General features: G+C 40.7%; 13 protein-coding genes and 1 pseudogene. 10 read left to right on the forward strand and 4 right to left on the reverse strand.

The genetic code is table 11. The features are described 5' to 3' along the window. Positions 1-140: 140 nt before the first annotated feature. On the reverse strand, positions 141-707 hold the full coding sequence (locus tag EXE29_RS04085) for a PadR family transcriptional regulator (protein ID WP_120363951.1): 567 nt from the start codon (positions 705-707) through the stop codon (positions 141-143). 182 nt (positions 708-889) lie between these two features. Between EXE29_RS04085 and EXE29_RS04090 the strand changes: the two genes are divergently transcribed. The 3 genes and pseudogenes from EXE29_RS04090 (at position 890) to EXE29_RS04100 (ending at position 4,736) form a co-directional block, all read left to right on the forward strand. Continuing rightward, complete coding sequence (locus EXE29_RS04090) at positions 890-2,914, forward strand: NADPH-dependent 2,4-dienoyl-CoA reductase (RefSeq protein WP_120363950.1); 2,025 nt, start codon at positions 890-892, stop codon at positions 2,912-2,914. A gap of 122 nt (positions 2,915-3,036) precedes the next feature. Next, positions 3,037-3,441: a nuclear transport factor 2 family protein gene (locus tag EXE29_RS04095; RefSeq protein ID WP_117006765.1), complete on the forward strand. Its 405-nt coding sequence runs from the start codon at positions 3,037-3,039 to the stop codon at positions 3,439-3,441. Between the two features lie 203 nt (positions 3,442-3,644). Continuing rightward, a pseudogene (locus EXE29_RS04100) lies at positions 3,645-4,736 on the forward strand (YheT family hydrolase). A gap of 42 nt (positions 4,737-4,778) precedes the next feature. On the opposite strand, the gene EXE29_RS04105 reads toward EXE29_RS04100, so the two are convergent. Beyond that, positions 4,779-5,954 carry an MFS transporter gene (locus tag EXE29_RS04105; protein ID WP_120363949.1) on the reverse strand — a complete coding sequence of 392 codons (1,176 nt, stop codon included), beginning with the start codon at positions 5,952-5,954 and terminating at the stop codon, positions 4,779-4,781. A 1-nt stretch (position 5,955) separates the two neighbouring features. Then, a complete protein-coding gene (dkgB, locus tag EXE29_RS04110) occupies positions 5,956-6,762 on the reverse strand; it encodes a 2,5-didehydrogluconate reductase DkgB (protein ID WP_213072625.1) in 807 nt (268 codons plus the stop codon). A 110-nt stretch (positions 6,763-6,872) separates the two neighbouring features. Between dkgB and EXE29_RS04115 the strand changes: the two genes are divergently transcribed. Further along, a complete protein-coding gene (locus EXE29_RS04115; protein ID WP_117006766.1) occupies positions 6,873-7,763 on the forward strand; it encodes a LysR family transcriptional regulator in 891 nt (296 codons plus the stop codon). A 100-nt stretch (positions 7,764-7,863) separates the two neighbouring features. On the opposite strand, the gene EXE29_RS04120 is transcribed toward EXE29_RS04115, so the two are convergent. Beyond that, complete coding sequence (locus tag EXE29_RS04120) at positions 7,864-8,286, reverse strand: internalin (protein WP_117006746.1); 423 nt, start codon at positions 8,284-8,286, stop codon at positions 7,864-7,866. Between the two features lie 225 nt (positions 8,287-8,511). On the opposite strand from EXE29_RS04120, the gene pyrG reads away from it, so the two are divergent. From pyrG to rodA, 6 genes are all read left to right on the forward strand, one after another. Then, positions 8,512-10,152: a CTP synthase gene (pyrG, locus tag EXE29_RS04125; RefSeq protein ID WP_106985007.1), complete on the forward strand. Its 1,641-nt coding sequence runs from the start codon at positions 8,512-8,514 to the stop codon at positions 10,150-10,152. Between the two features lie 31 nt (positions 10,153-10,183). Then, positions 10,184-11,041 carry a 3-deoxy-8-phosphooctulonate synthase gene (kdsA, locus tag EXE29_RS04130; RefSeq protein ID WP_117006747.1) on the forward strand — a complete coding sequence of 286 codons (858 nt, stop codon included), beginning with the start codon at positions 10,184-10,186 and terminating at the stop codon, positions 11,039-11,041. Between the two features lie 65 nt (positions 11,042-11,106). Next, positions 11,107-12,396, forward strand: a complete 1,290-nt coding sequence (eno, locus tag EXE29_RS04135; protein ID WP_106985009.1) for a phosphopyruvate hydratase — start codon at positions 11,107-11,109, stop codon at positions 12,394-12,396. A 15-nt stretch (positions 12,397-12,411) separates the two neighbouring features. After that, positions 12,412-12,807 carry a septum formation initiator family protein gene (locus EXE29_RS04140; protein ID WP_106985010.1) on the forward strand — a complete coding sequence of 132 codons (396 nt, stop codon included), beginning with the start codon at positions 12,412-12,414 and terminating at the stop codon, positions 12,805-12,807. Next, positions 12,767-13,501 carry a 2-C-methyl-D-erythritol 4-phosphate cytidylyltransferase gene (ispD, locus tag EXE29_RS04145; RefSeq protein ID WP_120363947.1) on the forward strand — a complete coding sequence of 245 codons (735 nt, stop codon included), beginning with the start codon at positions 12,767-12,769 and terminating at the stop codon, positions 13,499-13,501. The genes EXE29_RS04140 and ispD overlap by 41 nt, the downstream gene beginning before the upstream one ends. A gap of 87 nt (positions 13,502-13,588) precedes the next feature. Further along, positions 13,589-14,725 (forward strand): rod shape-determining protein RodA, encoded by a 1,137-nt coding sequence (gene rodA, locus EXE29_RS04150; protein ID WP_106985012.1) that lies wholly within the window; start codon positions 13,589-13,591, stop codon positions 14,723-14,725. Positions 14,726-14,801 lie beyond the last annotated feature (76 nt).

The following is a 14,801-nucleotide window of genomic DNA, read 5'->3' on the forward strand; positions in this document are numbered from 1 at the left end:
TTCCTTTTTATTTTATTTATCTTGGCACATTTGAATGGTACAAAGAGATCCTATAAGGTTTGCTTAATATTCATTCAACTTAAATCGTGTTTTTAGTGTTAGGTACACTATAGATGCCATGGCAGTCTAAGCCACTTTATTTAAACATCATGTTTTTTTTCTGTATCTGCTGTTGCATCAAAGGCTTTTAAAGCAGGAATTAAATCTTCCAGCCAACGAATCCAGCCTCGCTCTAAATCAATACCGAGCTGTAAAATCATCTTATGAATAAATAATTTACGGTCATGAGGCACTGTGTTTGGAAAATCCTTCGCAAAGATACTTTCGTATAATTTTAAATTTTCTTGATGTAACTGCAAGTGACGTTCTAATTCGGGCAACATGGTATTGCAACCAAATTGTGCTTCGGCACGTAAGCGTACCATAAGGTCTTCTCGCAATTGGCCTGGTGGGCTTTGTTTGACCATCCAGTCAGCCAACTCAGCACGACCAAGTAGTTCAACTTGATAGGTTTTTTTACGACTGTGGTCGTCATCTTCTAAAGTCGAGATCCAGCCTTTTTGCATCATGACATTTAATTCACGATATATCTGCTGATGGGTCGAATTCCAAAAGAATCCCATAGAACGGTCAAAGCGACGTGCCAAATTTATCCCCGTACTTGGTTTTTCAATCAGACTGGTTAGCAAAACATGAGCTAAAGACATAGTTGGGACCGCATTAAAATTTTTAACAACTTTATTATGCAACAAGTTGCATAAAAAACAAATCTCGAATATAAATATATGCAATAAGTTGCATAAACCACAGATTCGGGCAGCTAACTACATGCTCAATCTGGAGTTTAAATAAAAATAGCCAGCACAAATAAGCACGCTAAGGAGAGATTATGTCTAACTACCCACATTTATTGGCACCATTGGATTTGGGCTTTACTACATTAAAAAACCGAGTCCTCATGGGATCTATGCATGTTGGTTTGGAGGAAGCCCCAGGTGGCTATGAGCGTATGGCTGCATTTTATGCAGAACGTGCACAAGGTGGTGTTGGGTTGATTGTCACTGGTGGTATTGCACCCAATGAAGCAGGTCTAACTTTTGCTGGTGGAAATAAGCTCGATAGCAAAGAAGAAGCAGATAAGCATAAAGTTGTAACTCAAGCCGTTCATGAGGCTGGTGGTAAAATTGCTTTACAAATATTACATACAGGCCGTTATTCATATCAGGCAGACAATGTTGCGCCATCGGCTATTCAAGCCCCAATCAATCCAGTAAAACCACATGCGCTTAGTTCTGCGGAAGTTAGTCAAACGATTGCGGACTTTGTAAACTGCGCGAGCCTTGCACAATATGCTGGCTATGACGGCGTAGAGATTATGGGCTCTGAGGGGTATTTGATTAACGAATTTATTGCTAAACGTACCAACCATCGTGATGATGAATGGGGTGGTAGCTATGAAAACCGTATTCGTTTTCCTTTAGAAATTGTACGCCGTACACGTGAAGCGGTTGGTGAAAACTTTATCATCATCTATCGTTTATCAATGCTGGATTTGGTTGAGGGTGGCTCGACATTTGAAGAAGTTGTGCAACTGGCTAAAGCAATCGAGCAAGCTGGCGCGACGATTATTAACACAGGCATTGGTTGGCATGAGGCTCGCATTCCTACAATTGCCACCAAAGTACCACGCGCTGCTTTTACTTGGGTCACTGAAAAATTAAAAGGCCAAGTCAAAGTCCCATTAATAACGTCTAACCGTATTAATACCCCAGAAATGGCTGAGCATGTATTGGCTTCTGGTCATGCAGATATGATTTCTATGGCACGTCCAATGTTGGCAGATGCATTTTTTGTAGAAAAAGCATCTGAGGGTCGTAGTGATGAAATCAATACCTGTATTGGTTGTAACCAAGCCTGCCTAGATCATATTTTCTCAATGAAAATTGCATCGTGTTTAGTGAATCCACGTGCATGCCATGAAACAGAATTGCTGTTTAAGTCGACTTCACAAGTGAAAAAGCTTGCCGTCGTTGGTGCAGGCCCTGCTGGTTTAAGCTTTGCAACCTATGCGGCAGAACGAGGTCATCAAGTAACCGTATTTGAGGCGGCGAATCAAATTGGTGGTCAGTTTAATATTGCTAAAACCATTCCAGGTAAAGAAGAGTTTTACGAAACACTACGTTATTTCAAACGTAAAATTGAACTCGCACCCAACATAGAATTAAAACTTAATCACAAAGCGACATTTGAAGAGCTTGAAGCAGGTGATTTTGATGACATCGTAATTGCTACGGGGGTTACACCACGTGAACTGCAGATTGATGGTATTGAGCATGCAAAAGTACTGAGTTATTTAGATGTATTAAAAGACCGTAAAGCTGTAGGACAACGCGTTGCAATTATTGGTGCAGGTGGTATTGGTTTTGATACGGCTGAATTTTTAAGTCATGAAGGGGAAAGCGGTAGCCTTAACCCAGAAAAATTTTACGATGAGTGGGGTATTGATACGACCTATGCGCATGTAGGTGGTTTAAAAGCACCGCAAGTAGAGCAACCTAAACGTGAAATTTACCTATTACAACGTAAGGCAAGTTCAGTGGGCGGCGGTCTAGGTAAAACGACCGGCTGGATTCATCGTACAGGCTTAAAGCACCGCAATGTAAAAATGATCGGTGGCGCAAGCTATGAAAAAATTGATGATCAAGGATTACATATTGTAGTCAATGATCAGCCTGCTGTACTTGATGTTGACAATGTCATTATTTGTGCAGGTCAAGAGCCTTTTACAGCAATGTATGAGCAATTAAAAACTGCGGGTAAATCTGTACATTTAATTGGTGGTGCGAAAGAAGCAGGAGAGCTAGATGCTAAACGTGCAATTCGTCAAGGTGCTGACTTGGCAGCGGTGATTTAATCAACCTCATACTAAACCATGATGACTATATTCAAGTAGATGTGCAGTTGTGGGACGTCCTCTCCCTTTGGGGGAGGATTGAGGAGAGGGAAATGATTCATCAACAAAAAAAGGACACAAAAATGGCCATTGAAACAACAAAAAAATCTGTTGCACGTTGGCACGAAATGCTCGACACACGGGATATGAATATTTTAAATGAACTCTTGGCAGACGATGTAGTGTTTCGTTCACCTGTCGCGTTTAACCCATATCCGGGTAAGCCTGTGGTGACTTTTATTTTGACCAATGTGATTCAAATTTTTGAAAATTTCACTTATCACCGTGAGTTTTACTCAGAAGATGGTTTAAATGTGGTGCTTGAGTTTTCTGCCAATGTTGGCGAGAAAAAATTAAAAGGGATCGACATGATTCAGTTTAATGAACAAGGACAGATGATTGATTTTGAAGTCATGCTCCGTCCGAAAAGTGGATTGGAAGCTTTGGCTGCACAAATGGGTGAGCGCATTGCGCAATATAAGCCTTAAATCTACTGATTTTTAAATACTCATCTCAGAATAATAAAAAGCATGATGGGTATCGTCATGCTTTTTGCTTATGTGGCTTTAGTAAACAAATATTGCTAGCGAGATACGGTCTTGTAGATGCATTTTTTTAATGGGCATTGTTTGCCAAAGTGAAAAGATTGAAATGATTTGCTGTAATTCGAAGCGAGGTGAAGGTCGGGTCAATGAATAATTTAATTCATAAAGGGCGTCAGGCCCTTTTAAACTTTGTAGATCATGCAATTGGTGCAGAATTACCGCAACTTTATTATCATCCTGCAGGGCAAATGAAGCATGTGTTGCCGAAGTTAAAGCAACTACATGAAAAATATCGTCCTACGCCTTGGCTGTCGAATACCCACGCACATTTACTATATTTTGATGTCATTAAAAAGCGTCAAGTGAAGCTTAAATATGATGCCATAGAGTAGCTGACAATGGCTGATGGTGGAATCACAGCCATTGCATGGTTGGGCTTAGATTTGCCTGCAGATGTACCAACCGTGGTGCTCATGCATACGATTACGGGAACGCCTGAAAGTATGCGAGAAGTGGTGAGAGATCTTAATCTATATACTGGTTGGCGAATTGCACTGTGTTTAAGGCGCGGTCATGCCAATTTACCGATGCCTGTTGCCAAAATAAACTTATTTGGTTCAACAGATGACTTACGTGAACAGATTGCCTTTATTCAGCAGAAATTTCCAGAATCGAATTTGTTTGGCGTAGGTTCATCTGCAGGAACTGGATTATTGGTTCGCTATTTAGGCGAACAAGGGGAGGAAACACCATTTAAAGCTGCATTTGCTTTATGTCCGGGCTATGACACTGAGCTTGGCTTTAAAAATGTTCATCCTTTTTACAGTAAAATGATGACCAAGAAGCTCTTTCAGAAGTTTGTAGAACCCTATTCTGCAACATGGTCAGCAACACCCTCTTTAATTGATGTATTGAAAAGTAAAAATCTGGCACAGTTTGAACGTGCATATTTTCAAATGGCGGGTTTTGCCGATTATGAAAGTTATGCCAAATCCACCAACCCAATTTATGTATTTGATAATGTCAAAATTCCATTGATGATTTTGAACGCAGAAGACGACCCTGTCTGCCACATTAAGAATTTAGAACCCTATAAGGCAGTGATTGAAAATATGCCGAATGTTGTGGTGGTGACCACCAAAAAAGGCAGTCACTGTGGTTATTATGAGGGTTTAGTCGACACCCATTCATGGGCAACCAAATTGATGGCTGATTTTTTAAAGTTATATGCGCGCTAAAACAAAATATAGCCTACTTTTAGTAGGCTATATTTTGTGAAGTTATTCAGCTTGTGCGCAACATGCAGTTGTTTGAGGTTTAAGCTTCATCTGTATCAATACTAAAATCAACGCTATAGCACTTAGGGTGGCGCCTGCATAAGACACTGCAGCATAGCTTAGGTTTAGATTTAGCACTGCGGCACCAGCAACAGCGCCCAAAGCATTTCCAAGATTAAATGCACCAATATTCACTGAAGAAGCGAGGCCTGGTGCATCGTGAGCGACTGTCATAACACGCATTTGTAAAGGTGGCACAACTGCAAAGGCGGCTGCTCCCCAAATAATTAATGCAATCGCCGCGCCAATGGTGGTTGTAGCTAAAATTGGAAATAACAGCATCATCAGCATCAGTAAGACTAAAAAGCCAATCAAGGTTTTATCTAAGGATTGATCTGCAAACTTACCACCGAAATGGTTACCGATTGAAAATCCGATCCCGATTAAAACCAACATGAAAGTGATAAGCTCAGGACTTGCGTGGGTAAAGACTTTTAAACTCGGTGCGATATAGGTATAGAGCGCGAACATAGCTCCAGCACTCATGACCGTGGTTAGCAGTGCTAAAACAACAGGCATGCGTGTTAATACTTTTAATTCTGCTCGCACATCAGGTTTTTCGGTTTGTTGCTGATGGGGTAGCGCTTTCCATAATGCTAACATGGTAATGATCCCCAGTAAGGTAATGGCCGCAAAAGACATACGCCAACCAATATTTTGACCCACCCAGGTTGCGAGGGGCACACCGCCAATATTAGCAATGGTCAAGCCCATAAACATCATAGCAACCGCACTGGCTTGTTTATCTTTCGGCACAACACTTGCTGCAACTACAGAACCTAAGCCAAAAAATGCACCATGATTTAAGCTGGTGACTAAGCGTGCAGCCATTAAACCGAGATAGTTAGGTGCGATCGTTGCCAAAATATTGCCGACCGTAAAGATTACCATCAATAAAATGAGGGCAGTACGTTTTGGAAAACGTGCTAACCATAATGTCATTAATGGAGCACCAATCATGACACCAACGGCATAGGCACTAATCAGTAAGCCCGCTTGAGGAATAGACACCGATAAATCTGCTGCGATTTCAGGCAAAAAACCCATGGGTGAAAATTCTGTTGTGCCAATTGCAAAAGCACCCACAGCTAAGGCAATTAATGGAAAATTGAATTTCATATTAAATATCCCAAACTGGAGCAAGTTCAGGTGGATTCACTTCACGTGAATTTCTGTCCAGTGTTGCAATGGCTTGCATCTGTGCTGGTGTTAAATGAATGTCTTGAGCTTTTAAATTACTGATTAAATGTTCAGGTTTGGTTGATGATGGAATAACGGCATAGCCTTTTTGTAATGCCCAAGCCAGCGCAATTTGAGCTGAAGTAGCTTGGTGTTCGGCTGCGATATTTAAAAGGATTGGATCTTGCAAAACTTTGCCATAGGCCAAAGTCATATAGGATGTGACATCTATATTGTTGGCTTGTAGATAATTAGCCAAGTTTTGATTTTGCAAATATGGACTCAGTTCAATTTGATTGGTTGCAATGTTTTCCAGCCCGATATGATCGATTGTTTGTTGAGTGAGCTCAATATTAAAATTGGATATACCAATATGCTCAGTCAATCCTTGTTTTTTCGCCTCAAGTAAATGTTCCATTAATTCAGGAATATCAACCCCCAGTGCAGGTGCTGGCCAATGAATAAGTGTGAGATTGACTGCATCAGTTCGCAATTTAATTAAACTTTCTTTTAAGCTGGGTATCAGTCTATCTGCAGCATAATTTTCAGTCCAAATTTTCGTGGTTAAGAAAATATCCGCGCTATTCACATGACTTTCATGGATTGCTTGCCCAACTTCTGCTTCATTGTTGTAAATCTGCGCCGTATCAATTGCTCGATATCCTGCATTTAGTGCATTTTTAATCGAGTCTATAACGGTTTGACCGCCTAGGCGGAATGTGCCAACACCCATTTGAGGAACAATCATCAGAAATTCTCTTTTTTTAAATTGTTGGTATTGTGCTGCCTATTTTAGTGAAGAAAAATGCATGAGTTTGGAATATATTATTGATTAAAAATCACGAATTCGAATATGCAATGAAATCAACTATTGAGGAGCTACAGGTTTTTACTGTTATTGTAGATAGTGGCTCTATTGTGAAAGCAGCAGAAAGGCTGGATCAAACAGCATCTGGCATAAGCCGTGCATTACAGCGTTTGGAATCTAAATTAAATGTAACACTGTTGGAACGAACAACCCGCAAAATTAAACTGACGCAAGAAGGGCAATTATTTTTAGCTAAAACCCGACGAATACTGAATGATTTGACCGAGGCGGAAGATTCCCTGCTGAAATTAGATGCCGACACTTCTGGTCTTGTACGAGTCGATTCAGCGATTTCTTTTATTCTGCATGTCATTGTGCCTTTAATTCCTGAATTTAATGCACGTTATCCGCATATACAGATTGAATTGGTGAATCATGATCAAGTGATTGACTTATTAGAGCATAAAGCGGATGTCGCGATTCGCTTTGGTAAATTAAACGACTCAAGTTTGCATGCAAAATTTATATATAAGAGTCGATTGTGTTTGGTGGCGAGTCCTGACTATCTTCAGCAGCATGGGCATCCGAAAAATGCGGAGGAGCTTTTAGCACATGCTTTACTTGGATTTAGTCAAATTACACACATGAATACGTGGCCGATCCAAGTCGGTGGAAAACCACTGACGATACGACCAAATATCAAGGCATCAAACGGTGAAACGATACGCGAGCTTGCAATTCATGGCATGGGTATCGCCTGTCTTTCGATTTTTATGTTAGAAAAAGATATTGCTGAAGGGCGCTTGGTACAACTTTTAGATGATCAAATCGAACCGCATGAACAGCTGATTCATGCCGTATATTATCAACAAGAGCATTTACCCAAACGTGTTCGTTTATTTATTGAGTATTTAGCTGAAAAACTACAAGAGCGATTGTGAGCAAAAGTAAGTCATTTGCTACAGATATATATTTATGTACAAGCAATAAAAAGCCCAGTCAAAACTGGGCTTTTTATTGAATTGTTTAGAGAATAAACAATTAGTTGTCTAAAGCTGGAGTTGCAGCGGCAATTGCAGCAGCGACAGCATCATCTTCAGATTGGCTTGCACTTGTGTTTTTAGGTGTAACAGCTTGTGTTGGCTTGTCTTCTGCACGTGGCGCTTCAGCTTTTTGAACTGGAGCTGGCGCTGGTTTTGGCGCCTCAGCAGCTGGTGCTACTTCACGACGAACTTCAGTAACGGTGTTAGGCGTTTCTTCACGAATAACTTCAGTATGTGGAGGCGTTGGTGGAATTTCTTGTTCGTCAGTTGCGTCTAACTTTTGAAATTCTGCTGGCGCTGCTTCAGATGCTGCAGTTTCAACGTGTTCTTGCTCATCTTCCTTTGGTGCTTCTTTTTTCACACATGCAGTTAAGAGTAGGCCAGCTGCAAGTGCACCACAGATCAAAAATTTTTTATTCATAATGCAAAAAATAGGGTGTGAAAGGGATGTTGTCATTATAACAGCAATTCACAAGATAGAAATCCTATGAACTTACACTAATTTTTTATCGGAAATGCTGATACAATAGCCAATTGTTTATTCTTCTAATAATTGATGCGGATTGACTTTGCTTTATAGGTACAGAGTAAAGTAAAATTGCGCAACATTGCAGGCCGATTTAGGCTCGATTGTACGAGAAACCCAATGACCCATTTTATTTTCGTTACTGGTGGTGTAGTTTCATCACTAGGTAAAGGTATTTCAGCTGCTTCTGTTGCTGCACTTTTAGAAGCTCGTGGTTTAAAAGTGACCATGGTAAAAATGGATCCATACATTAATGTCGATCCAGGGACAATGAGCCCATTCCAACATGGTGAAGTTTTCGTAACTGAAGACGGTGCTGAAACTGACTTAGACTTGGGTTACTACGAACGTTTCCTACGTCGTGCGAAAATGACCAAACTGAATAACTTCACTTCAGGTCGTGTTTACCAAGATGTTCTTAACAAAGAACGCCGTGGTGATTACCTAGGTGGTACAGTTCAAGTTATTCCACACATTACTGATAATATTAAAGAACGTGTACTTCGCGCAGGCGAAGGCTATGACGTTGCGATCGTTGAGATCGGCGGTACAGTAGGTGACATCGAATCTCTCCCATTCATGGAATCTGTACGTCAGTTAATGGTTGAGCTTGGTCATAAACGCACGATGCTTATGCACTTAACGTTACTCCCATACATTAAGTCAGCAGCAGAGTTAAAGACTAAACCGACACAACACTCTGTAAAAGAGTTGTTATCAATTGGTATTCAACCAGACATCTTAATTTGTCGTACTGAACACGATGTTGATGCAGATACAACACGCAAAATTGCACTGTTCACAAACGTAGAAGCACGTGCAGTTGTTGTATGTAAAGATGCACGCAGCATTTACCAAATTCCACGTACGTTCTATGAACAAAATGTTGATGATTTAATCTGTGAACGTTTTGGTTATAACGATCTTCCTGAAGCTGACTTAACAGATTGGGACAATGTGGTAGAAGCATTGCTTAACCCAGAATACACAGTACGTGTTGCTATGGTTGGTAAGTATGTTGAACTTCCAGATGCGTATAAATCTGTAAACGAAGCACTTTTACATGCGGGTATTCAAAACCGTGTGAAAGTTCAGATTGATTATGTCAATGCTGAAGAGCTTGAAAGCCAAGATGTCGCAGAAGTATTAAAAGATGCTGATGCAATCTTAGTGCCAGGTGGTTTTGGTGAGCGCGGTACTGAAGGTAAAATGCAAGCGATTAAATTCGCTCGTGAAAATGGCGTGCCATTCCTAGGTATTTGTTTGGGTATGCAGTTGGCTGTAATCGAATATGCGCGCAATGTTGCGGGTATTCCAGATGCAACTTCAACTGAATTTAACCGTTCTACTAAATCACCATTAATTGGCTTGATTACAGAATGGTTAGACGAACGTGGTGAAGTACAACAGCGTAATGCTGATTCTGATCTTGGTGGCACAATGCGTCTTGGTGCTCAAAAATCAGAGTTAGTTGCAGGTACTAAAACAGCTCAAGTGTATGGTTCTGAAGAAATCATCGAACGTCACCGTCACCGTTATGAAATGAACAACCGTTATATCCCAGTGCTTGAAGAAAAAGGCATGAAGATTTCTGGTTATTCACCAGTACAACGTTTAGTAGAAACTGTTGAAATTCCTGCACATCCTTGGTTTGTTGCGGTACAATTCCACCCAGAATTTACCAGCTCACCACGTGATGGTCACCCATTATTTGCTGGCTTTATTGATGCTGCTAAAAAACAGTATCAAAAAACCAAGTAATGGCATTGTAGGACTAAACTAGGAAGTTTAAATGTCACAATTAAAACCACAAGAAATTGTACGTTTAGGCGATATACAAATGGCAAATCATTTGCCATTTGTACTATTCGGCGGCATGAACGTACTTGAGTCAAAAGACCTTGCTTTTGAAATTGCTGAAACATACGTAGATATCTGTAAGCGTTTAGATATTCCATACGTATTTAAGGCAAGTTTTGATAAAGCAAACCGTTCAAGCTTAAATTCTTTCCGTGGCCCAGGCCTAGAGAAAGGCATCGAGTGGTTGGCTGACATTAAAAAACATTTCAATGTGCCTATCATCACTGATGTGCATGAGCCATACCAAGCAGCACCTGTTGCAGAGGTTGCAGACATTATCCAATTGCCGGCTTTCTTAAGCCGTCAAACGGATCTTGTTGAAGCAATGGCAAAAACAGATGCCATTATCAACATCAAAAAAGCTCAATTCCTTGCACCACATGAAATGCGTCATATCATGAATAAGTGCTTGGAAGCAGGTAACGATAAACTGATTCTATGTGAGCGCGGTTCTGCATTTGGCTACAACAACCTAGTTGTAGATATGCTGGGCTTTGACACGATGAAGCAGATGAACGTTCCAGTGTTCTTTGATGTAACACATGCGTTGCAAACGCCGGGTGGACGTGAATATTCTGCAGGCGGACGTCGCGCGCAGATTACGACCCTAGCACGTGCGGGTATGGCAACAGGATTGGCAGGCTTGTTCTTAGAAGGTCACCCAGATCCTGATAAAGCCAAATGTGATGGTCCGTGCGCATTGCGTATGTCTCAACTTGAGCCATTCTTAGCACAGTTAAAAGAGCTCGATACCTTGGTAAAAGGTTTTCAGAAGCTTGATACACACTAATAATTTTCAACATTGATGCGTCATTAATTGGCGCATCGTTTTATTAATCAACTGAGGAATTGTTCATGAGTCAAATCGTTGACATTCGTGCACGTGAAATCTTGGACTCTCGTGGTAACCCAACCATCGAAGCAGACGTTATCTTAGCATCTGGCGTAGTTGGCCGTGCATGTGCACCATCTGGTGCTTCAACTGGTTCTCGTGAAGCTTTAGAACTTCGTGACGGCGACAAAGCTCGTTACTTAGGTAAAGGCGTTAAAACTGCGGTTAACAACGTTAACACAGTAATTCGTGATGCATTGTTGGGTAAATCAGTATTCGAACAAAAAGACATTGATAACACAATGATCGCGCTTGACGGTACTGAAAACAAAGAAAAATTAGGCGCTAACGCAACTTTGGCAGTTTCTCTTGCTGCTGCGCGTGCTGCTGCTGACGAAAAGAAAATCCCACTTTTCCAATACATCGCAGACCTTCGTAATAACAGCATTTTAACAATGCCTGTTCCAATGATGAACATCCTAAACGGTGGTTCACATGCAGACAACAACGTAGACATTCAAGAATTTATGATTGAGCCAGTAGGCTTCACTTCATTCTCTGAAGCTTTACGTGCTGGTGCAGAAATTTTCCATTCTTTAAAATCAGTTTTAAAGAAACAAGGTTTAAATACTGCAGTGGGTGATGAGGGTGGTTTCGCACCTAACCTTCGTTCTAACGAAGAAGCAATTACAGTTATTCTAGAAGCGATTGAAAAAACTGGCTACAAAGCTGGTTCTGACATTATGCTTGCGCTTGACTGTGCATCTTCAGAATTCTACAAAGATGGTCAATACATCCTTGCAGGTGAAGGCAATAAAGCATTCACAAGCAACCAATTTGCTGACTACCTTGCAGGTTTTGCTAAACAATACCCAATCATCTCAATTGAAGATGGTTTGGACGAGTCTGATTGGGAAGGTTGGTCTTACCTAACTTCGATCCTTGGCGACAAAATCCAATTGGTTGGTGATGACTTGTTCGTTACGAATCCTAAGATTCTTCAACGTGGTATCAACGAAAAAGTTGGTAACTCAATTCTGATCAAGTACAACCAAATCGGTACATTGACTGAAACTTTAGATGCGATCTATCTTGCAAAAGCAAATGGTTACTCTACTGTAATTTCACACCGTTCTGGTGAAACTGAAGATTCTACAATTGCGGATCTTGCAGTTGGTACAGCAGCGGGCCAAATCAAAACTGGTTCACTTTGCCGTTCTGACCGTGTAGCAAAATATAACCAATTACTTCGTATTGAAGAATTGACTAAAGCTGCATATCGCGGTAAAGCTGAGTTCAAAGGTTTGAACTAAGCGCTCATGCTCTCTATGTTAAATGTATTCGACTCCAAAGCGAGTAAAGTACTATTGGGCCTTGCGATCATTTTGATCGCGGGGTTTCAGTATTTATACTGGTTTGGTGAAGGTGGTTATAAAGACCATCAAGAACTCACCCAAAAAATTCAGCAACAAGTTGAGCTGAATGATGAACTCAAAGAACGCAATCGTGTTTTGGCTGCAGAAGTCTTCGATTTAAAAAATGGTGTTGAAGCCATTGAAGAGCATGCACGCTTAGACTTGGGCTTGGTTAAGCCACACGAAACGTTTGTTCAAATGAGTACAATTAGTACTCAATATAAACCGATTTATATCGATCCAAATGAAAAAGTAGATTTACGTACCAATGAATCAGACGTCGCTGAGCTCCCGCCTACAGAACCTTAAGTTGTGGGCTGTTATACCTGCTGCGGGTTCGGGTAGTCGATTTTCTAAAACAGAATTAAAGCAATACCAAGTTATTCAAAATCAAACCGTATTAGAACATACTGTTCAGCGCTTAAATCAACTGCCTTTACAAGGTTATGTGCTGGCTGTAGGTGAGCAAGATGATTTTGTGCAGACACTTTCTTTTGCGCATGCCGAGCGCGCACACTTTTGTTTGGGTGGTGCTGAGCGAGTAAACTCGGTACTGAATGCCTTACAATATTTATCTACAATTGCCTCAGATGAAGACTGGGTGTTTGTACATGATGCAGCGCGTCCGTGTGTATCTGTTGCATGTTTGGACAAATTAGTGACAACTGCAATTGAGCAAAACAGTAGTGCAATTTTAGCTGTGCCTGTGCGTGATACACTCAAACATGTTGAGCAGGGCGTGCAGATTAATAAAACAGTTGATCGTGCAAATTTGTGGCAAGCCCAAACACCGCAAATTGCGCCATTGGGGTTATTAAAAAAAGCCATTGAGCAAGCATTGCAAGATCATGTGCAAATTACAGATGAAGCCAGTGCGCTTGAATATGTTGGTGTGGCAGTGAAAGTTGTACAGGGCCGTGCGGATAACATTAAAATTACCTATCCAGATGATTTAGAGTTGGCGAAGTTAATTTTGGCTTCACAGTCAGCGCTGAATACTTAATATCTTAAAATTATTTTAGCTGCAGCGGTATATTCGCTGTGGCTTTCACTTATAATTTCTGAATTCTACTTAACGCTTAATCCTAAAATGATCCCTTCACAGCAGTATCGTTTTTTGCGTCATTCCGCTCGAGATGGAATGAGCATAAAGCACGATTCTTCGCGTTGGGCTAAATTACATTTAGACCCGTGGTTATTATGTTTTTTAGTTCTAAATGCCATACTTGGATTGATGGTTGTCTATAGTGCAACTGCTGAAAATACTGGCATGGTACTACGTCAAGCAACAAGTTTTGCCGTTGGTTTTACTTTAATGTTTTTGTGTGCACAAGTGCCACCGAAAGTTTATCAAGCCATTAGTCCGTATTTTTATATTTTTGGCATAATTATGCTGATGCTAGTGTTTGTTATAGGTGAAACTCGGCTTGGTGCTAAACGTTGGATTACCATTCCTGGAATAGGTAGTATGCAACCCAGCGAAGTGATGAAATTTGCGATGCCGCTGATGATGGCATGGTATTTTTCCAATCGCGCATTTCCACCTAAATTTGTACATATCATCATCGCGCTGATTATTATGATGGTGCCTTTTGTGCTTGTGGCTTTACAGCCAGACTTAAATATTGGTCTGATTATCCCGGGTATTTTTATTTTATTTTTAAGTGGGATGTCTTGGAAATTAATTGTAGGGGCAATGGGGGCTTTGGCTATTGCCGCACCACTGCTGTGGATGTTTCTGCTACAGGAATATCAAAAGAAACGTATTTTAACGCTTTTTGACCCAGAATCAGACGCTTTAGGTGCGGGTTGGAATATTATCCAGTCTAAAATTGCGATTGGTTCAGGTGGTATGACAGGTAAGGGTTTTACTGAAGGGACGCAGTCACATTTAGGTTATTTGCCTGAACATCATACTGACTTTATTATGTCGACTTATGCAGAAGAGTTTGGCTTTATTGGTGTTTTCTTATTATTTAGTCTGTTTTTTGCCATTATTATTCGTTGCTTAATGATTGGGATGAACAGCTTTCATAATTTTGGGCGTTTATATGCCAGTGCAACAGGACTTACTTTCTTTTTCTTTGTATTTTTAAACTCTGGTATGGTGAGTGGTATTTTGCCTGTTACAGGTGACCCTTTACCACTCATGAGTTATGGTGGTACGGCTGTTATTGCAATGCTTGCGGGAATGGGGATTGTGATGTCGATTCACACGCATCGCTAAGCATTATTGTAAATGGAATGATAAAGCCGGACATTGTGTCCGGTTTTTTTATGTGTTGGAAGTGCTATAGCTGAAT

This window comes from Acinetobacter sp. WCHAc060006, from assembly GCF_004209135.1.
Lineage (GTDB): Bacteria > Pseudomonadota > Gammaproteobacteria > Pseudomonadales > Moraxellaceae > Acinetobacter > Acinetobacter cumulans.